We start from the raw sequence: 19,073 nt of genomic DNA, 5'->3' as shown, positions 1-19,073 counted from the left end.
CCCCGCCCCCCCGGTTGACTGGTGGCGTGTTCGCCTTTGGGCGCCGGTGCGGCGGCGAACACGCCACGAGTCAACAGAGCGGCTGGCGCGGCGGTCGCGGCGTTCAGGTCGTGACGCGGATGGCGACCGCGTCGGCGTTGTTGCCGGCGGGCGGACCGGGGGGCGGCGCGAACACGCCCGCGTTGGTCCGCCGGTTGTACGCGAAGCGGCGCGAGGAGCGCCAGAACCGGGCGATGAGGGCCATCTCGAACAGCAGCAGCATCCCGCCCGCGATGACCACGGCCGGGATCACCTGGCCGGTGAGCGGGCCGATGATGAACGCGGCCATCTGGAACTCGATGCCACTGACCAGATGCATCCGGATCCGGTGCCGCAGCAGGTAGGCGCGGACCTGCGCGTACCGTCCCCGGGGCTTGGGCGCGGGCTCCGGCGCGTCGTCGCCGTCCGCGTCCGGGTCGCCATCGGCGTCCTGCTCGTCGTCGGCGTTCCGGACGTCGTCACCGGCGTTCCGGACGGCGTCCACCGCGGTCGCGGAGACGCGCTCGCCCGGCATGCCCTCGAACGCGGCGGCCTGCTCGGCGAGCGCGGCGGCGGCCTGGCGCGCCGCCCTGGCGCGTTCGGCCCGCATCGAACGGCGCGCCTTGGCGATCTGCGCGCTGTTGAGGTAGCGGAACATGTCCAGGCCGAGGATCGCGACACCGATCCACAGGTAGGCGACCTGGCCGGTGGCCGCGTACAGGCCGCCGCCCAGGGTGATCGCGCACACCGCGTCCCTGACCCGGTCGAGCATGAAGTCCAGCCAGCCGCCGAACGGCGTGCCCAGGCCCTTCAGCCGCGCGATCTTGCCGTCGCAGCAGTCGAGCACGAACCCGGCGTGGTAGAGCAGCGCACCGATCACCAGCCAGCCGGCCGAGGCCTGCGCGAAGCAGACCGCCGCGCCGATCCCGAGCGCGAAGGCGACCACGGTGATCTGATCGGGGGTGACGGGCGTCCTGGCCAGCTGCCGGGTCAGCCGGATCGCGAGGGGATCGACCAGGAGCACCGTCCACCACGCGTCGCGTTCCTTGCGGACGGCTCGGACGTCATCGAGAGAGAACGTGGCCATGCGGGCCAGCATGGTGACGAAACGCCTCCGAACGCGCACGCATCGCGACTCGCCGACCATTGCCAGACCCAGACTTGACCCCGGCGTGGGGGTCAGGCGGTAGGGACGTCAGGCAGGCGGGCCCCACACCCGCACGTCGGTCGCGGGGTCGGCGTCCACGGCGTTCCGGATGCTCGCGGCCAGCGCCTCGAACTCGGCGGCACGCGGCGAGCTGGCCCGGTAGCCGATCCCGATACGGCGGTACGGGGCGGGCGCGGTGAAGCGATGCAGCGTGAGCTTCGGCGCCCGCCGCGTCTCGACCAGCAGCGCCGTCTCGGGGACCAGCGTCACGCCCAGCCCACCGGAGACGAGCTGGACGAGCGTGGCCAGGCTGGTGGCGTACGTCGCGGCCGTGGCCCGGGCACCGACCTGGCGGCAGACGTCGAGAGCCTGGTCGCGCAGGCAGTGCCCCTCGTTGAGAAGGATCACATCGAGGTCGTTCAGCGCGGACCGCGGCAGCTCGTCGGGCAGCTCGGACGAACCGGGCGCGACCAGCACGAAGTCCTCGTCGTACAGGGTGAGTTCGATCACCCCGGAGACCGGCGACGGCTGCGCGAACACCACCACGTCCAGGCGTCCGGCGGCCAGCTCGCCGACGATCGAGCCGGTCTGCTCCTCATGCACCGTGAGCTCCAGGTCGGGGAACTCCTCCGCCAGCCGGGGCAGCACGACGGGCAGCAGGTAGGGCGCCACGGTGGGGATCACACCGAGCCGCAGCGGGCCCACCAGCGGGCCGCCCACGGCCCGTACCTCCTCCACCAGATGCTGGAGTTCCGCCAGCACACGCTCGGCGCGCCGGGCCACGCGCTCACCCGCTGGAGTCAGGAGCACCTTGCGTGTCGTACGCTCCACCAGCCGCGTGTTCAAGGTCTCTTCAAGAGCCGCCACGGCCCCGGACAGAGCCGGTTGACTCATCCGCAGCGCGGCCGCCGCGTCCCGGAAATGCAGGTGCTCCGCAAGCGCCGAGAACGCCCTGAGCTGGGAGACCGTCGGTCTACTGATAGCCAACCCCTATCACTCTCAGAAGATAGATCGATTTCTCATTTCACCGTACCCGGTGCCGACCTGATCGAGGCGCGGCCCGGACGTCACCCTCGTCCCGCCCGCGGCCCACCTCACACGTGGAACTGCTCACCGCCGGCAAGCGCGCATACTTCCAAGAGTGTCGCCAATGGATCACGAGGACGAACCGACCGCCTGAATCTCCCTGGATGCAGACAACGCATTCAAAGACGACAACCACCGTCACATCAGGACCGACCCGTTCATCGTCCGTAAGGATTTCGAGCGAATGCTCGTCGACCTCGAAGTGACCACGAGCATCCGAGGTGTCCTCTTCTGCCACTCGGACCGCTTGGCCCGTCTGGAGTATGACGCGGCTCGGGTGAACCGCCTCTTCCAGATGAATTCCAAGCTCCTCGGCCGGTCGCTGTCCGGGGGCGTGGGCCTCTCCACCCATGAGGGTCGCACCATGTTCATGATGCAGGCCAGTGTCGGAGGCATGGAGGTCCACAACACCAAGCGCCGGGTCACCCGCAAGAACAAACGCCTGGCAGAGCAGGGCGTCATGCGCGGCGGCCGCCGGCCGTTCGGGTGGGCTGCCGACCGAGAGAGTCTCCACCCTGTCGAATCCGAGGATCTCGCCGAGGCCATTCGCGCAATCCCCCGCGGCACGAAGATCGGCACCCTCCGGAAAGAGTGGTTCACCAAGGGCCACAAGAAGAAGCAGACCAGGAAGGGGATCGCGCGTAGCGGTGCGCGGGATATGCCCTTGGATCACAACACCGTGGAACATATCCTCACCAACCCCCGCAACTGCGGGTATATGAGCTACATCCCGCAGGCCCAGCGTCAAGAAGAGAAGAGCATGCTCTGGCTTCCTGACTACGTCGTCTACACGGATGGCAAGCCGGTACTCGGTCCGTGGAAGGCCGTCGTAACCCCGGAAGAGTGGGCTGCCTGCGTTGAGGTGATCAAGGAACGCAAGGACAAGCGGAGGGAGGGGCTGAACAAACCGCACGAGACCGCGGACAAGTACGTACTGTCCGGCATCGCCCGTTGCGGCATCTGCCTGTTCCCTATGACCGCAAACTGGTATAGCAAGCAGTCCCCTTCCTACGAACGCTACGGCTACCGGTACGCCTGCCTGAGCAACCATGGTGGTTGCGGAGGCGTAAGCCGGGTCGGTCCTCCTGTCGAAGAACTCGTGATCGAAGCTTTCCTCGACGAGGTCCGTCGCTCCCTCAGAACGGTCGTCAAGGACACCGAAGTGGACGAGACGGTTCACGATGAACGCCTGGCCGAGATCGAGCGGGAGATCGAGGAAGTGAACGCGCGCCGCAAGGCCAAGCGCATCACCATGTCCCGGGCTCTCGACTTGATCGAAGAGTTGGAGAACGAGGGGTCCGAACTGAAGGAGAAGCGCCAGAAACTCATGGCATCCAAGCTCCAGCGGAAGACCGAGTACCCCACTCTACTCAAGGAATGGGAGGACTACACCGTCGCCGAGAAGAAGCACCGACTCAAGCAAGACATTCGCGCGGTGATCGTCCATCCGCAAGGCAGAGGCCGACAGCCCTTCAATCCGGATCTCATCGAAATTGAGTGGGCATCCTAGAAAACGGTAATTCATCGAAGGCCGCCCCGATCTCCCGCCGATTGGATCTCGCCGTTCGTGACGCGAGTCAGTACGTGGTCGTCGACCATGATTCAAGCGATCCGGTTATCTACAAAAGGATCCCCTTTTCGAGAAGAATAAAGCCCCTAGATCAGAGGATCCAGGGGCTTGGAATCTGAATGAAGTTGCCTTGGACCCAATCCCCCGTTGTGGACCAGCACTGTTCACGCTAACTCACTTTCGCGCGCCGTCCGATTGGGTCCGTGGACCATAGCGTAAAGGTACTGGTCATGGATAGCCGTAGCTCGGTGCTTTGCCGCCTCATATTCCAACCCTTGATCGCATGGTGCTCAAGTCGAGCTTCTTTTGGATTATGACCGGATCCTTGGCTAGAGCAGCCATGACCCCGAGTCCCATGTTCGAGTAATCGATGGAACCGATGACAAGTTCGTATTCGGGGGAGCAACAAGGTCTTGCGCCCATGCGAGGCTGGGTTCCCCGTCCGCCCGCCCGGCCTCGGGCGCTCTGTGGCTCGTAGGCGAGGGTGGCTCTTGGCCGTCAGAGTGATGAGGGTTCCGCTGTAAACGGCCCCGTGGCGGGTAGGGCGCTGGGGCGCTGGGGCGCTGGGGCGCTGGGGCGCTGGGGCGCTGGGTTCAAGCTACTTCCCTCCCGTTCGATAGGACTCGCCTATCAATCTGATTGCGTTGATCAATTTCCCAACTCAAACACCGGCTGCCACTCTTAGTTACATCCGTCGCTGGGCTAGGCCCGCTCGTAGCGGCTGCCCGCCCCAGGTCAGACGCCTCATGACGTAGATCACACCCACGGAGCGAAGGAGCCCTCGTGCTGACTGTCGGTGACCAGTTCCCGGAGTTCGAGCTGACCGCGTGCGTCTCACTGGACCCTGACAAGGCGTTCGAGACGATCAACCACAAGACCTACGGGGACTGGAAAGTAGTATTTTTCTGGCCGAAGGACTTCACCTTCGTCTGCCCGACCGAGATCGCCGAGTTCGGGCGGCTGAACGAGGAGTTCGCCGACCGCGACGCGCAGGTGCTCGGCGCTTCCGTGGACAACGAGTTCGTGCACTTCGCGTGGCGCAAGGACCACCCGGACCTGCGCGACATCCCGTTCCCGATGCTGTCGGACCTGAACCGCGAGCTCGCCTCGGACCTGGGCATCCTCACCGAGGACGGCGTCGCCCAGCGCGCCACGTTCATCGTGGACCAGAACAACGAGATCCAGTTCTCCATGGTGACCGCCGGCTCCGTCGGCCGGAACGTCAAGGAGGTCCTGCGGGTCCTGGACGCGCTGCAGAGCGACGAGCTGTGCCCCTGCAACTGGAACAAGGGCGAGGACACCCTGGACGCCGGCAAGCTGCTCGCCGGCGCCGAGGCCTGATCTCCGCTCCTGGGTGAAGCAAGCCCGGGTGAAGCAAGCCCCGGGCGAGCATGCCCTGGTCAAGCAAGCACGAGGCGGCCGGCCGCGGCGCACGCATGCCGCGGCCGGCCGTTCCGTATGAAGGGATGAGAACGTGAGCGTCGACGCTCTGAAGAACGCCCTCCCGGGCTACGCCAAGGACACCAAGCTGAACCTCGGCTCGGTGACGAGCACCTCCCAGCTGACGGAACAGCAGCTCTGGGGCACCGTGCTGAGCTGCGCGCTGGCCACCCGCAGCGCCGTGGTCATCAGGGAGCTGGCCGAGGAGGCGGGCGACAACCTGTCCGCCGAGGCGTTCGAGGCCGCCAAGGCCGCGGCCTCGATCATGGCCATGAACAACATCTACTACCGGGCCACCCACCTCATCGGTGACGACACCTACGCCACGCTCCCCGCCAAGCTGCGGATGAGCGTCATCGGCAAGCCGGGCGTCGAGAAGCTCGACTTCGAGCTGTGGTGCCTGGCCGTGTCGGCGATCAACGGCTGCGGCCGCTGCCTGGAGTCCCACGAGAAGGTGCTGCGCGACGGCGGCCTGTCCCGTGAGCTCGTCCAGGAGGCGCTGCGCATCGCCGCCGTGGTGAACGCCACCGCCGCCACGCTGGAGGCCGAGGCCGTCCTGGCCCCCGCCGGCGTCTGAGCCGTACGCGGGCCGTGCGCGGGTCGTACGGGCCGAGCATGCCGGAGGCCCGGGTGGATCATGCGATCCGCCCGGGCCTCCGGCTTGTTCGGTGAGGGGTGCCCCTACTCCCACTCGATGGTGCCGGGCGGCTTGCTGGTGACGTCCACCACGACCCGGTTGACCTCGCGGACCTCGTTGGTGATCCGGGTGGAGATCTTCTGCAGCACCTCGTACGGCAGCCGCGCCCAGTCGGCCGTCATCGCGTCCTCGCTGGTCACCGGACGCAGCACCACCGGGTGGCCGTACGTGCGGCCGTCGCCCTGCACGCCGACCGAGCGGACGTCGGCCAGCAGCACCACCGGGAACTGCCAGATCTCGCGGTCCAGCCCCGCCCGGGTCAGCTCCTCGCGGGCGATCGCGTCGGCCTCGCGCAGGATGTCCAGCCGGTCCCGGTCGACGGCGCCGATGATCCGGATGGCCAGCCCCGGGCCGGGGAACGGCTGCCGCCACACGATCTCGGCGGGCAGGCCGAGCTGCTCGCCCAGCGCCCGGACCTCGTCCTTGAACAGCGCGCGCAGCGGCTCGACCAGCTTGAACTGCAGGTCCTCCGGCAGCCCGCCCACGTTGTGGTGCGACTTGATGTTGGCCGCCCCGGTGCCGCCGCCGGACTCCACCACGTCCGGGTAGAGCGTCCCCTGGACGAGGAACTCCACCGGCTCGTCGGCGTTCTCGCCGACGACCGCGCGGGCGGCCTCCTCGAAGACCCGGATGAACTCACGGCCGATGATCTTGCGCTTCTGCTCGGGGTCGATCACCCCGTCCAGCGCGGCAAGGAAGCGGTCCTGGGCGTCCACCACGTGCAGGTTGACGCCGGTGGCGGCGACGAAGTCCTTCTCGACCTGCTCGGCCTCGCCCTTGCGCAGCAGGCCGTGGTCGACGAACACGCAGGTGAGCTGGTCACCGATGGCGCGCTGCACCAAGGCCCCGGCGACCGCCGAGTCCACGCCGCCCGACAGCGCGCAGATGGCGCGCTTGTCGCCGACCTGGGCGCGTACGGCCTCGATGGACTCCTCGGCGATGTTCACCATGGTCCACGCGGGCCGGCAGCCGGCGCCCTCGTACAGGAACCGGCGCAGCAGCTCCATGCCGTGCTCGGTGTGCAGGACCTCCGGGTGGAACTGCACGCCGTAGAACCCGCGCTCGCGGTCCTCCATGCCGGCCACCGGGGTCACCTCGGTGCTGGCGGTGACCGTGAAGCCCTCCGGGGCGCGGCTCACGAAGTCGCGGTGCGACATCCACACGGCCTGCTCGCCCGGCAGCCCGGCGAACAGCATGCCCGGCGCCGTGACGGCCACCGTGGCGCCGCCGTACTCGGCCACGTCGGAGTTCTCCACCGTGCCGCCCAGCGCCTGGGCCATCACCTGGTGCCCGTAACAGATGCCGAACGTGGGCACGCCCAGGTCGAACAGGCCCTCGGGGGCGATCGGCGCGCCCTCCTCGTACACCGAGGCCGGGCCGCCGGACAGGATGATGGCCTTGGGCTTCTTGGCGAGCATCTCTGCCGCCGGCATGGTCGACGGCACGATCTCGCTGAACACATGGCACTCGCGCACCCGCCGTGCGATCAGCTGCGCGTACTGCGCGCCGAAATCGACGACGAGGACGGTGTCAAAGGACTGGTCTACGGCCACCAAGAACGCCTTTCGCGGGACCCGGATCAGTGGGCGGCTCCAGTCTATGGGCGGCCGCCACCTGCTCCACGAGCGGCCACTGCCTGCGGTGATGCAAGACACGCCCGCACGCCGGTCACAATTTGCACCCGGCCGGTAACGGTCTGCCTGCATTCCGCTCGGCACCGCACCGGAGACCGTGTCTTTCTGATACCAATCAGTCACGTTCTGTGTCCGCTCACGTCTCCCGGGAGTGCCGTGAAGCCGTTCGTCGCCGTCACGCTGATCGCCGCCCTCGCGCCGGCCGCGCCCGCCGTGCCCGCCGCCGCGTCCGCCGTACCCGTTTCAGCGCCCGCCGCGGCACCCGCCGCCCCGGACTGCCCGCCGGCCGCGGCCCGTATCCGCCCGGGCGCACCGCCCCACGTACGCGAGCGCAACGAGCTGACCCCCGCCGAGGCCACCACGGTCGAACGCGAGCTGCGCTCCCTGCTGAGCGGCCTGGGCCTCTTCCGCCCCGAAGCCCCCGCGCCCCGGCCCCCGGACCGTAATCCGGACCGTGTGAACGTCCCGGTCTACTTCCACGTCCTGCACGACGGCCCCTCCGGCAAGGTGCCCGACGCCACCGTCAAGCGCCAGATCAAGGTCCTGAACGACGCGCACGCCGGCAAGGCGGGCAAGGGCCCCGGTGCCACGACCGGCTTCACCTTCACCTTGCGCGGCGTCACCCGTACCGACAACGCCCGCTGGTACAGCGACCCCGAACGCCACGAGGCCACGTTCAAGCCCAAGCTCCGCAAGGGCGACGCCCGCACGCTCAACCTCTACAGCGCCGACATGGGCGAGGACCTGCTCGGCTGGTCCACCTTCCCCTGGAAGTACAAGGCCGAGCCCAAGATGGACGGGGTCATCGTGCACCCCGGCAGCCTTCCGGGCGGCACCATCGAGCACTTCGACCGGGGCCACACCGCCACCCACGAGGTCGGCCACTGGCTCGGGCTTTACCACACGTTCCAGGACGGCTGCGGTGGCCACGGCGACCGCGTCGCCGACACCCCTCCCGAGCGCGACCCGTCCAACGGCTGCCCCAAGGGCAAGGACACCTGCCCCTCCCCCGGCGCGGACCCCGTCCACAACTACATGGACTACTCCCACGACAAGTGCATGAACCAGTTCACCGCCGGCCAGGCCGCCCGGATGCACGACACGTGGACCGCCTACCGCGCCCAATCCGACGCTGTATGACGCGCAGATCGGGCCGTCAGCGGGCTTTGTAGGCGGCCTGGAGCTTGGTGGCCGCTTCTGGCTGGAGGTAACGCAGGGCTTCGCGGAGGGTGACGCCTGAGACCTTGCCGGTCCGGGGCGCCAGCCAGTTGATCACCCAGTCCGGGTCCTTCTTCGACAGTTCGCGCAGGACCCAGCCGAGGGCCTTGCGGATGAAGAAGCCGGACTCTTCGATGAGGGCGTCGCCATAGCGGGAGATCCGGGCGAGGTCGGGCGTTCCGGCGCGGATGCCGGGGAGCAGGGCCAGCAGGGCCGAGCGGCGGATCCACGGGTACGGGTCGGCGGCCCAGACGTCCAGGGTCGCGGCCAGGGCGGGGTGGCGCACGACCAGGCGGCCGGCGACCTTCTCGGCCAGCATGTCGACGTAGACCCAGCTCGCGGAGTCGCGGATCATCCGTTCGGCCACGGCCAGGTCGGCGGGCTCCAGCAGGGCGCCATGGCGGATGAGGACTTCGACGGCCGCCATCCGGGCCTCGTGTACGGGGCGGCCTTCCTCGGTCACCGCCCAGAGGGAGGCGGCCAGCCCCAGGGCGTCCGCGCGGGTCCGTACCGGCGAGCGGGACGCCTTGCGGATGACCGGCACGGGCACGCCCAAGTGCGTGAAATCGCTCTTGAGGTAGCGCTTCTCGTTCTCCGCGCGTTCCGGACCGCCCTGCGCGCGCAGGAGCCCGAGGATGCGGGCGGTCTCCTCGGCGATGTTCATGGGGGCACGCTACGCGCCGTGGGCCCGGGACCGTGCCGTGCCTGACCGGTCCCGGGCCCCGCCCCGGTCAGGCCGCCGTGGCCGCCGGGGTGTAGTGGGAGGCGTCGTCGCCCTCGATGCGGTAGCTCTGCCGACCGTCCACGCCGGCCGGTACGTCACCGGCGACGGTGACCCGGTGCAGCCGCCGGGGAAGGTCGCCGTAGTCGTCCGGGGCGTAGTGCTGGGTGATCCGGTTGTCGAACAGCACCAGGTCGCCCGGTGCCCATACCCAGCGGAAGACGTTCTCCGGGCGGGTGACGTACGCCTGGAGGATGTCGAGGATCGCGCGCCCTTCCCGGGACGACAGCCCGACGATGCTCTGCGCGAACCCGCCGATGTACAGGTTCCGCTCTCCGGTTTCGGGGTGCACCCGTACCACGGGGTGCGCCGTCTTCCACTTGCGCGAGACGAAGGCCTTCCGGTGCTCGGCGGCCTTGTCCGGGTCGGCGCCCGTGGGCCGGACGTAGTCGTAGTCGTTGGTGTGCACGGCAAACAGCCTGTCGGCGAAGTCGCGCAACTCCTCCGGAAGGTCGCGGTAGGCGGCGGCGGTGTTCGCGATCAGGGTGTTGCCGCCGTACGGCGGGACGACCAGGCTGCGCAGCGTGCTGGCCTTCGGCGGGGACTGGACGAAGGTGACGTCGGTGTGCCACTGGTTGGCGCGGCCCGATTCGCTGTCGACCGGAAGGATCTCCGGCCGCCCATCGACCGACGGAACGGTGGGGTGCGCGCCAGTGAGCGGTCCGAACCGTTCGGCGAAGGCGATCTGGTCGTCGTCGGTCAGCTCCTGGCCGCGAAAGCCCAGAACCTTGTGGTCGAGCAGGGCGGCGTGGATCTCGGCGAACGTCTCGGCGGACAGGTCGCGCACGTCGGCACCGACGACCTCGGCACCGATGCGGCCGCCTACCTTGCGGACATCGAACTCGGACACTGACATACCTCTTCTCACAGGGGTTTTCTCTCTCAGGGGTGTGCTCCCACTACGCGAGTGCGCGCGGCGGGCGGACTGCCGTACGGACGGGACGGGTCGTACGGACAGGAGTGGCGGCGGGTGCCGCGTCAGCGACGACAGGCCGCGGCGACGACACGGAGCAGGTCGACGTGTCGCCGGCGGGTGAGGAGAAGCGGAGTCCGCATGGCGCTAGCGCACCATGGCGGCCGGCAGATTGTCAATCTTTCCTACTGTTTAAGTAGAGAATATTTCCTATTGACTTGGTAGGGAATATAGGAAATCCTCGCGGCATGATCCGCCGCGAACCCCTCGCCGCGCGCCTGCACGTCGACCTCCGGCGGCAGGCCAGCGCCCTGTGTCGGCCCCGGACTTGACCTCGACGCTACTTCGGCAGTCCAGTCACCTTCCGGGAGTCCCCGATGAGCACGGCCGGCATCACACCCACGACACGACGGCGATTCCTCTCGATCCTCGCCACGGCGACGGCAGGCTCGGCCGCCACCGCCTGCGGCGCGGCCGCCAGACGCACCACGACCCTGCGCTACCAGGGCTGGACGGGCCAGGTGACCCTGCCCGAACTCGCCCAGGACCTCGGCCACTTGGGCAGGGTCGACCTGCGCTGGGTCGGCAACACCATCAGCGGCCCCCAGGACGTCCAGTCCGCCGCGACCGGCCAGGTCGACTTCGGCGGTGCGTTCAACGGCGCGGTGGTCAAGCTGCAGTCGACCGGCGCCCCGCTCACCTCGGTCATCGGCTACTACGGCACCGACAAGGAGAGCTACACCGGGTTCTTCGTCCCGCGGAACAGCCCGGTCAAGGGACCCAGGGACCTGCTCGGCAGGAAGGTCGGGATGAACACGCTCGGCGGCCATTCCGAGGCGGTCCTGGACCTCTACCTGCAGCGCAAGGGGCTCTCCGAAGAGGAGGCCAAGAGGACGGAGCCGCTGGCGCTGCCCCCCGTCAACCACGAGCAGTCACTGCGCCAGGGGCACATCGACGTCGCCGCGCTCAGCGGCATCTTCCGCGACAAGGCGCAGGCGGCGGGCGGGCTCCGCATGGTGTTCAGCGACCACGACTTCCTGGGCGCCTTCACCGCCGGCACCTACGTCTTCCGGGACGACTTCGTCAAGCGCAACCCCGACACCGTCAGGGACTTCACCGCCGGGATCGCCAGGACCATCGAATGGTCCCGCGAGACCCCGCGCGACCAGGTCATCGACCGGTTCACCAAAATCATCCAGGCGCGGCGGCGCAACGAGAACGCCGACGCGGTGAGGTACTGGAGGTCGTGGGGCGTCGCGGGCAAGGGCGGTGTCATCGCGGACCAGGAGTTCGGCACCTGGCTCGCCTGGCTGGAGCGGGAGGGCCAGGTCCCCAAGGGCAAGGTCCGGTCCGGCGACCTCTACACCAACGAGTTCAACCCGTACGCGGGCGGCGGGAGCCGGCGATGACCGCGAAGATCAGCGTCTCGGGCGTCGGCAAGACCTTCCCGATCCGGGGCGGCGGGGAGTTCACCGCGCTGCGCGACACGACCCTCGACATCGCGGCGGGCGAGTTCCTCGTCGTGGCCGGGCCCAGCGGCTGCGGAAAATCGACCCTCCTGGACCTGCTCGGCGGGCTGACCAGGCCCACCACCGGCCGCCTCCTGCTGGACGGCGACGAGATCACCGGCCCGGCACTGGACCGTGGCATCGTCTTCCAGCAGTACGCGCTGTTCCCCTGGCGTACGGCGCTGCGCAACATCGAGTTCGGCCTGGAGGCCAAGGGCCTGCCGCGCCGCGAGCGGTCCGCCGTCGCCCGGAGCCACCTCGACCTCGTCGGCCTGACCGGCTTCGGGGACCGCTACCCCCACGAGCTGTCCGGCGGCATGAAGCAGCGGGTCGCGATCGCCCGCAGCCTCGCGTACGACCCGGACGTCCTGCTCATGGACGAGCCGTTCGCCGCCCTGGACGCCCAGACCCGCGACTCGCTGCAGGACGAGCTGCTGCGCATCTGGAGGCGGACCGGCAAGACGATCGTCTTCATCACCCACAGCATCGACGAGGCCGTCTACCTGGGCGAACGGGTCGCGGTCATGACCTCGCGCCCCGGCCGGATCAAGGAGATCGTCGAGATCGACCTCGGCCCCCGGGACGAGATCGAGGACCTGCGGTCGAGCGCCGGGTTCGCGGCGCACCGGCACCGCGTCTGGACGCTGCTGCGGGACGAGGTCCAGGCCGCCCAGCGGCTGGACGCACCCCGTCCAGACGTACCCCGTCCGCGAGAGGAGGCCCGCCTTGACTAGCACCCTGGAGGCACCCGCCGGCGCGAAGCGCGCACCGGTGCCCGCGCGTCCGGACCCCCGGCGCGGGATCCGCCGGGCCTCGGCCGTCGCGGGCCGGCGGTCGATCGCGATCATCGTGTTCCTGGCCGCCTGGGAGCTGGCTCCCCGCGCGGGACTGGTCGACCGCGTCTTCCTGCCGCCCGCGTCGGAGATCGTCCCGGCGCTGTGGGACCTGGCCCGCAGCGGGCAGCTGTGGAGCAACGCCCAGGCCAGCCTGGTCCGGTCGCTGGCGGGTTTCACGCTGTCGATCGTGATCGCCGTCCCGCTCGGGCTGCTCATCGGCTGGTACCGGCCGGTCGCCGAACTGCTCGGCCCGCTGCTGGAGGTGTTCCGCAACACCGCCGCGATCGCGCTGCTGCCGGTCTTCATCCTGGTCCTCGGCATCGGCGAGACCTCGAAGGTGTCGATCGTGCTGTACGCCTGCACCTGGCCGGTCCTGCTCAACACCATCAGCGCCGTGCGCACCGTGGACCCGGCCCTGGTCAAGTCGGCGAGATCGCTCGGGCTGCCCGCGCCGCGGATCTTCCAGAAGGTGGTGCTGCCGGCCGCCGTGCCGACCGTCTTCACCGGCGTCCGGCTGGCCGGCGCGACCGCGATGCTCGTCATGATCGTGGCCGAGATGGTCGGCGCCAAGGAGGGCCTCGGCTACCTGATCAACGCGTCCCAGCAGAACTTCGCGATCAAGGAGATGTACGCCGGGATCGTCGCGATCTCCGCGATCGGGCTGTCGTTCAACTACCTGCTGGTCCTGGTCGAACGGCGCTGCACCCGATGGCGGCCCCCCGGCTGACCCTCCGATGGCCTTCGGGAACCTGCGTTCGGCGTTCGGGAACCTGCGTTGGGCGTAGGTTCCCGTACGCACTTTGGTGGTCGTTGGGGGCTTTTCGGGGGCGTACTCATAGGGCACCGGCCGTCCCTAGCCCCCAAGGAGTCCCGTGAAGCGAACCCGTATGGCCCTCGCCATGCTGGCTGTGTTCGCCGCCACCACGGCATACGCACCGGCCACCGCATCCGCCGCGGAACCCAAGGCGGACTGCGCGCCCCAGGACGCTCGCGTACGGGCGGGCGCCACGACGCAGGAGCGCAACGATCCGAGTCCCGCCAGGGCGGCGGCCATGGAGCAGGATTTCCGTTCGCGGTTGGGCGGACAGGCCATCGCACGTACGGCGGGCAAGAAGAAGCCCATCATCGTACGGACGCACTTCCACATCGTTCATGACGGGACGAACGGCAACGTCCCCACCAAGCAGCTGCTGAAGCAGTTCGCGGTGATGACGAAGGGGTTCGCCAAGCACGGAGTGCTGTTCAAGCCCGTGTCGGTCAATCGCGTCAAGAACGCGGCGTGGTTCAGCGACCCTGCGGGCAACGAGCTCGCGATGAAGACCGCGCTGCGCAAGGGCGGAGCCGCCGACCTCAACCTCTACACGGCCGACCTAGGGGACGAGCTGCTCGGCTGGGCCACGTACCCCAGCGACTACCAGGCCTACCCCAAGTACGACGGGGTTCTCGTGCACTACGAGAGCCTGCCTGGTGGGGCCATCGCCAATTACAACGAGGGCGACACCGCCACGCATGAGATCGGGCACTGGATGGGCCTGTTCCATACGTTCGACGGCGGTTGCGGTACGGAAGGCGACTACGTGGCTGACACTCCGGAGGAACGCGAACCGGCACAGGGGTGCCCTGAGGGCGCCGACACCTGCCCGGCCCCCGGTGTGGACCCGATCCACAACTTCATGGACTACTCCTACGACCCGTGCATGTACGAGTTCACCAAGGGCCAGGCGCAGCGCATGCGTGACCAGTGGAGCGTCTACCGCACCTAGGTGATTCTCTTTAGGTGATGCCGACGATGGGGAGGCGCAGGGCTCCCGGGGCGTCCGTGGGGACCACCGGGTTCTTCGGGGCCACCGCCGGGATCCGCCGGTAGGCGGCGCCCGGTCGGGGACGGGCGTCCTCGCCTCCCTTGTTGGGCCAGAACGACATCGCCCGTTCGGCCTGGGCCGTGATGGTGAGCGAGGGGTTCACGCCGAGGTTCGCCGAGATGGACGAGCCGTCCACGATGTGCAGGCCGGGGTGGCCGTACACGCGGTGGTACGGGTCGATGACTCCCTTGTCCGGGGAGTCGCCGATGACGCAGCCCCCAAGGAAGTGGGCCGTCAGCGGCACGTCGAACAGGTCGCCCCAGGCGCCGCCCGGCATCCCGCCCGTCTCCTCGGCCAGGAGCCGTACGGCCTCGTGCCCCTCCGGGATCCAGGTCGGGTTGGGCTCACCGTGGCCTTGGGTGGCACGGACGTCCCAGCCGAAGGGACCCTTCTTGGGCTGCAGAGTTATGGAGTTGTCGCGGTTCTGCATGACGAGGGCGATGACGGTGCGTTCCGACCACGTCCGTACGTCCAGAAGCTGGAACAGGTCCTGCGGGCGGCGCGAGACTTGGGCGACGAACTTCAGGAAGCGCGGCCGGTGCTTTTCCCCTGGACGGTCTCCGTCCACCAAGAGAGTCTGCAGGGTCGCCATCAGGTTGGAGCCCTTGCCGTACCGCACCGGCTCGATGTGCGTGTCAGGCGACGGGTGGAAGGACGACGTGATGGCCACGCCCCGGGAGTAGTCCGGGCCGGGCTTACCGTTGCGACGGCCGGCGCCAAGGATCGCCTCGGAGTTGGTACGGGTCAGCGCGCCCAGCCGCGACGACAGGCGGGGCAGCCGCCCGGTCCGCTTCAGCTTGTGCAGGAGCTTCTGCGTGCCGTACGTACCGGCGGCGAAAACGACCTGCTCGGCCGTGAACGTCTTGCGGTCGCGGCCGAACGAGCCCGTCCGCACGATCTCGACCCGGTAGCCGCCGTCCGGCAGCGGGGACACGTCGGTCACCCTGCTGAGCGGCATGACGCGGGCCCCGGCCTTCTCGGCGAGGTAGAGGTAGTTCTCCGTGAGCATGTTCTTGGCGCCGTGCCGGCAGCCGACCATGCACTCGCCGCACTCGGTGCAGCCACGGCGCCTAGGTCCGGCACCACCGAAGTACGGGTCGTCGCTCTCCACACCTGGGCCCGCACCGTAGTGCACGCCGACCGGAGTCTGCACGAACGTGTCGCCCTTGCCCATCCGTTCGGCCACCCGCTTGACGACCTTGTCGGCGTCGGTGGTGGTGGGGTTCTGGACCACGCCCAGCATCCGGCGGGCCTGGTCGTAGTACGGGGCGAGCTCGTCCTGCCAGTCGGTGATGTGCGCCCACTGGCGGTCCTTGAAGAACGGCTCGGGCGGTACGTACAGCGTGTTGGCGTAGTTCAGCGAGCCGCCGCCCACACCCGCCCCCGCCAGGACCATGACCCGGCTGGACTTCGCACCCCGGATCAGATGGATCCGCTGGATCCCGGTGAGCCCTAGCGCGGGCGCCCACACGTACCGGGAGACCTTCCAGTTCGTCTTGGGCAGCTCGGGATACCGCGAGCCCGGCCCGGCCGGTGCATGCGGGCCCGTGTCATAGCGGCGGCCCGCCTCGATCACCCCGACCCGGTAGCCCTTCTCGGTCAGCCGCAGCGCCGTGACGCTGCCGCCGAAGCCCGAGCCCACCACGAGCACGTCGAAGTCCGTCATCCGATGCCTGCCTACTCGATCCGCGGCCGCTCCTACCCTGCTGCGCGGCCGCACTTGATTGCCGCGCGGCCGCAACTACTTGATCCGCAACCGCTTCATGGCCTTGATGCTCGACGCCATCACGTCGGCGAACTTCTCGTACGACAGCGAACCGGGCGGCTCCATGTCGGCGATGTGCTGGCTGGCGATCGTCTGCGGCTCGGTGAACTTCAGCAGCCCCTCGGACCCGTGCCGGCGGCCGACCCCGGACTGCTTCATCCCGCCCATCGGAGCGTCGTACGAGGCGTACGCGGCACCGAAGCCGTCGTTGACGTTCACCGTGCCGGCCTGGATCCGCGCGGCGACCTTGCGGCCGCGCGCGGCGTCCTTGGTCCAGACGGAGGCGTTCAGCCCGTAGGTGGTGTCATTGGCGCGGGTGATGGCCTCCTCCTCGGACGCCACCTTGTAGATCGCCACGACCGGGCCGAACGTCTCGTTCGCGCACATGTCCATGTCGCCGGTGACATCGGTCAGGACGGTCGGCTCGTAGAACAGCGGGCCGAGGTCGGGACGGGCCTTGCCGCCGGCCAGGACCGTCGCGCCCTCCTTGACCGCCTGGTCGACGTGCCGGGTGACGGCCTCCAGCTGGCGCGGGTACGTCAGCGAGCCCATCTCGACACCGAAGTCCAGCTCGGCGCCCAGGCGCATGCCGTTCACCATTTCGGCGAAGCGCGGCACGAACCGGTCATAGATGTCGGCGTGCACGTACATCCGCTCGATCGAGATGCACAGCTGCCCGGCGTTGGTGAAGCACGCGCGCAGCGCGCCCCGAGCGGTGCGTTCGACGTCGGCGTCGGCCAGCACGAGCATCGGGTTCTTGCCGCCGAGCTCCAGCGAGTAGCTCACCAGGCGCGGCGCGACCTTCTCGGCGATCGCCTTGCCACCCCGGGTGGAGCCGGTGAACGAGACGTAGTCGGCCTCGTCGATCAGCGGGTCGCCGATCTCGGCGGGCTCGCCGACCACGATCTGCCACAGGTCGCGCGGCAGGCCCAGCGAGACCAGCAGGTCCAGGACCCACAGGCTGGACAGGCAGGTCTGGGTGTCGGGCTTGTGGATGACGGCGTTGCCGGCCATCAGCGCGGGGGCGATGTCGCTGGCGCCCAGCGCGAACGGGTAGTTCCACGGCGCGATCAGAGCGACGACGCCCTTGGGATGCCGCAGCTCCTGAACCCTCGTGAGACCGGGCATCATGCCCTGCCGCCGCTTGGGCTTGAGCAGGCCGCCCGCCCGGCGCGCGTAGTACAGCGAGCACAGCGCGACGTCGAGGAACTCCTCGAGCGCGTGCCGGCGGGCCTTGCCGGTCTCGACCTGGATGACGTTCAGGATCTCGTCCCGCCGGTCGACCAGCGCGTCGGCGAGCCGCAGGAAGGGCTTGACCCGCTCGCTCACCGGCCGCTTAGCCCAGGCGCGCTGCGCCTCGCGCGCGCGCTCGTGGGCCTGGCGCACATCGTCGGCGCTCGACAGCGGGATGGTGGCGAGCTCCTCACCCGTGAACGGGGTGGGGATGGTCGTGGTCCGGCCGCCACCCGTGACGATGTGGGCGGTCAGCCGCTCGATCAGAGCCTGGGGGAGGCGGTGTGCCGCCGTGTCTCGGGCGGGGACCGTGGGGGATGCCATGCCCAGCAGGGTATGACCCCCCGGCCATCTTTGACTACCCACCGGTAATACGGCACTTTTCGTGATCTGGCTCATGACCATGCCCACCCGGTGTATCCCGGATTGTGAACGAGACCAGCGCTGCCACCGCGTACTCCCGGGCGCTTGCTGCCGCGTGCCCCGGGCCGTCCCGCGATGGCACGCGAGAGAGAGGTGGCTTCATGATCGACGCCCAGGGCAAGGGCGCCGACCCGTACGAGGGCGGCAGCGGCGGGACCGGCGGCGAGCGGAGGGAACCGGGCGGCAGGCTCGGATCACGGCGCGAACGCCGCGAGCAGACCAGAACGGCCCTGCTCGGGGCGGCCGAGCGGCTCTGGGCGGAACACGGCATCCACGGGGCCTCGCTCGATGACATCGCGGCGGCGGCGGGGCTCACCAAGGGAGCGGTCTACTCCAACTTCGCCGGCAAGACCGACCTGCTGCTCGCCCTGCTCGAACGCTGGACGGCCGAGATGGCCGGCACCGAGATCTACGCCGAACTGCGGGACCCCACCGTCCCGCCCGAGGAACGCTTCGAACGCGCGGGCAAGGCGTACGCGCGCTGCATGTCCGGCGACAACGCGCGGCTGCTCGCGCTGCTGATCGTCGAGTTCTGGCTGTACGGGATGCGCGACTACGCGGCCGGCTGGCGGATCGCCGACTGGCACGCCGAACGCCGCGCCAACCTCACCCGGAGCCTGCGCGAGGTGGACGGCATCCGGGCCCAGGACCGCGCGACGATGGCCGTCGCCCTGGACTTCGGCCTGGCCCTGCAGCACCTGCTCGACCCCGAACGAGTGCCCGCCGAGCTGTACGCGACCGGCATGCACCTCGTCCTGGGCCGATCCCTGACCTGAGGACGGCACCGTTCCGAGGCGCCTGTCCTGAGAGTGACAGTGTCCTGACCCCGGGCCGGGACGGCACACGCCTGCCGTCCCGGCCCGGTCCCCCTCACGCCGGTCTCCTACACCCGGCGACTTTCACCCAGCCGAGGACAGCCAGACCAGCTCCGACTACAACCGG

Annotated in this window: 16 protein-coding genes; 9 read left to right on the top strand and 7 right to left on the bottom strand. The window is 69.1% G+C overall.

The window, feature by feature from the left end:
- Positions 1 to 103 precede the first annotated feature (103 nt).
- Together ACH34Q_RS45895 and ACH34Q_RS45890 are read right to left on the bottom strand one after the other, a co-directional pair.
- On the bottom strand, positions 104 to 1,105 hold the full coding sequence (locus ACH34Q_RS45895; RefSeq protein WP_395989567.1) for a CDP-alcohol phosphatidyltransferase family protein: 1,002 nt from the start codon (positions 1,103 to 1,105) through the stop codon (positions 104 to 106).
- A 108-nt stretch (positions 1,106 to 1,213) separates the two neighbouring features.
- Positions 1,214 to 2,152: a LysR substrate-binding domain-containing protein gene (locus tag ACH34Q_RS45890; RefSeq protein ID WP_395989566.1), complete on the bottom strand. Its 939-nt coding sequence runs from the start codon at positions 2,150 to 2,152 to the stop codon at positions 1,214 to 1,216.
- A 283-nt stretch (positions 2,153 to 2,435) separates the two neighbouring features.
- Between ACH34Q_RS45890 and ACH34Q_RS45885 the strand changes: the two genes are divergently transcribed.
- From ACH34Q_RS45885 to ACH34Q_RS45875, 3 genes are all read left to right on the top strand, one after another.
- Positions 2,436 to 3,761 carry a recombinase family protein gene (locus ACH34Q_RS45885; RefSeq protein ID WP_395989565.1) on the top strand — a complete coding sequence of 442 codons (1,326 nt, stop codon included), beginning with the start codon at positions 2,436 to 2,438 and terminating at the stop codon, positions 3,759 to 3,761.
- A gap of 843 nt (positions 3,762 to 4,604) precedes the next feature.
- Complete coding sequence (locus ACH34Q_RS45880) at positions 4,605 to 5,162, top strand: peroxiredoxin (RefSeq protein WP_395989564.1); 558 nt, start codon at positions 4,605 to 4,607, stop codon at positions 5,160 to 5,162.
- 133 nt (positions 5,163 to 5,295) lie between these two features.
- On the top strand, positions 5,296 to 5,838 hold the full coding sequence (locus tag ACH34Q_RS45875) for a carboxymuconolactone decarboxylase family protein (protein ID WP_395989563.1): 543 nt from the start codon (positions 5,296 to 5,298) through the stop codon (positions 5,836 to 5,838).
- 104 nt (positions 5,839 to 5,942) lie between these two features.
- On the opposite strand, the gene guaA is transcribed toward ACH34Q_RS45875, so the two are convergent.
- Positions 5,943 to 7,511, bottom strand: a complete 1,569-nt coding sequence (gene guaA / locus ACH34Q_RS45870; RefSeq protein ID WP_395989562.1) for a glutamine-hydrolyzing GMP synthase — start codon at positions 7,509 to 7,511, stop codon at positions 5,943 to 5,945.
- 237 nt (positions 7,512 to 7,748) lie between these two features.
- Here guaA and ACH34Q_RS45865 point away from each other — a divergent pair, with 237 nt between their 5' ends.
- The gene (locus tag ACH34Q_RS45865; protein WP_395989561.1) at positions 7,749 to 8,732 is read left to right on the top strand and encodes a zinc metalloprotease; all 984 of its coding nucleotides are present in this window, start codon (positions 7,749 to 7,751) and stop codon (positions 8,730 to 8,732) included.
- A gap of 16 nt (positions 8,733 to 8,748) precedes the next feature.
- Here the strand turns inward: ACH34Q_RS45865 and ACH34Q_RS45860 are convergent, their stop codons facing one another.
- Positions 8,749 to 9,474 carry a DNA alkylation repair protein gene (locus tag ACH34Q_RS45860; protein WP_395989560.1) on the bottom strand — a complete coding sequence of 242 codons (726 nt, stop codon included), beginning with the start codon at positions 9,472 to 9,474 and terminating at the stop codon, positions 8,749 to 8,751.
- A gap of 67 nt (positions 9,475 to 9,541) precedes the next feature.
- Positions 9,542 to 10,447, bottom strand: coding sequence for a TauD/TfdA dioxygenase family protein (locus ACH34Q_RS45855; RefSeq protein WP_395989559.1), 906 nt, complete (start codon positions 10,445 to 10,447; stop codon positions 9,542 to 9,544).
- A 434-nt stretch (positions 10,448 to 10,881) separates the two neighbouring features.
- Here ACH34Q_RS45855 and ACH34Q_RS45850 point away from each other — a divergent pair, with 434 nt between their 5' ends.
- The 4 genes from ACH34Q_RS45850 (at position 10,882) to ACH34Q_RS45835 (ending at position 14,611) form a co-directional block, all read left to right on the top strand.
- Entirely contained in the window at positions 10,882 to 11,913 is a 1,032-nt protein-coding gene (locus tag ACH34Q_RS45850; RefSeq protein WP_395989558.1) for an ABC transporter substrate-binding protein, read from the top strand.
- Positions 11,910 to 12,746: an ABC transporter ATP-binding protein gene (locus tag ACH34Q_RS45845; protein WP_395989557.1), complete on the top strand. Its 837-nt coding sequence runs from the start codon at positions 11,910 to 11,912 to the stop codon at positions 12,744 to 12,746. The genes ACH34Q_RS45850 and ACH34Q_RS45845 overlap by 4 nt, the downstream gene beginning before the upstream one ends.
- Positions 12,739 to 13,575: an ABC transporter permease gene (locus tag ACH34Q_RS45840; RefSeq protein ID WP_395989556.1), complete on the top strand. Its 837-nt coding sequence runs from the start codon at positions 12,739 to 12,741 to the stop codon at positions 13,573 to 13,575. Before ACH34Q_RS45845 ends, ACH34Q_RS45840 begins: the two co-directional genes overlap by 8 nt.
- Positions 13,576 to 13,720: 145 nt before the next feature.
- Positions 13,721 to 14,611: a zinc metalloprotease gene (locus ACH34Q_RS45835; protein ID WP_395989555.1), complete on the top strand. Its 891-nt coding sequence runs from the start codon at positions 13,721 to 13,723 to the stop codon at positions 14,609 to 14,611.
- A 10-nt stretch (positions 14,612 to 14,621) separates the two neighbouring features.
- Here the strand turns inward: ACH34Q_RS45835 and ACH34Q_RS45830 are convergent, their stop codons facing one another.
- Both ACH34Q_RS45830 and ACH34Q_RS45825 read right to left on the bottom strand, forming a co-directional pair.
- Positions 14,622 to 16,376: a GMC oxidoreductase gene (locus ACH34Q_RS45830; protein ID WP_395989554.1), complete on the bottom strand. Its 1,755-nt coding sequence runs from the start codon at positions 16,374 to 16,376 to the stop codon at positions 14,622 to 14,624.
- A 75-nt stretch (positions 16,377 to 16,451) separates the two neighbouring features.
- A complete protein-coding gene (locus ACH34Q_RS45825; RefSeq protein WP_395989553.1) occupies positions 16,452 to 18,032 on the bottom strand; it encodes a succinic semialdehyde dehydrogenase in 1,581 nt (526 codons plus the stop codon).
- A 200-nt stretch (positions 18,033 to 18,232) separates the two neighbouring features.
- Between ACH34Q_RS45825 and ACH34Q_RS45820 the strand changes: the two genes are divergently transcribed.
- Entirely contained in the window at positions 18,233 to 18,907 is a 675-nt protein-coding gene (locus ACH34Q_RS45820; RefSeq protein ID WP_395989552.1) for a TetR/AcrR family transcriptional regulator, read from the top strand.
- Positions 18,908 to 19,073: the final 166 nt, after the last annotated feature.

Origin of the sequence: Actinomadura sp. 9N407, assembly GCF_044326315.1 — a bacterium.
GTDB lineage: Bacteria > Actinomycetota > Actinomycetes > Streptosporangiales > Streptosporangiaceae > Spirillospora.
This window is presented reverse-complemented; position numbering and strand designations above follow the sequence as displayed.

Bases quoted from the DNA above. Each gene is read 5' to 3' on its own strand.
- ACH34Q_RS45895 (WP_395989567.1), bottom strand. From the start codon at position 1,105: ATGGCCACGTTCTCTCTCGATGACGTCCGAGCCGTCCGCAAGGAACGC.
- ACH34Q_RS45885 (WP_395989565.1), top strand. From the start codon at position 2,436: ATGCTCGTCGACCTCGAAGTGACCACGAGCATCCGAGGTGTCCTCTTC.
- ACH34Q_RS45860 (WP_395989560.1), bottom strand. From the start codon at position 9,474: ATGAACATCGCCGAGGAGACCGCCCGCATCCTCGGGCTCCTGCGCGCG.
- ACH34Q_RS45855 (WP_395989559.1), bottom strand. From the start codon at position 10,447: ATGTCAGTGTCCGAGTTCGATGTCCGCAAGGTAGGCGGCCGCATCGGT.
- ACH34Q_RS45850 (WP_395989558.1), top strand. From the start codon at position 10,882: ATGAGCACGGCCGGCATCACACCCACGACACGACGGCGATTCCTCTCG.
- ACH34Q_RS45845 (WP_395989557.1), top strand. From the start codon at position 11,910: ATGACCGCGAAGATCAGCGTCTCGGGCGTCGGCAAGACCTTCCCGATC.
- ACH34Q_RS45830 (WP_395989554.1), bottom strand. From the start codon at position 16,376: ATGACGGACTTCGACGTGCTCGTGGTGGGCTCGGGCTTCGGCGGCAGC.
- ACH34Q_RS45825 (WP_395989553.1), bottom strand. From the start codon at position 18,032: ATGGCATCCCCCACGGTCCCCGCCCGAGACACGGCGGCACACCGCCTC.
- ACH34Q_RS45820 (WP_395989552.1), top strand. From the start codon at position 18,233: ATGATCGACGCCCAGGGCAAGGGCGCCGACCCGTACGAGGGCGGCAGC.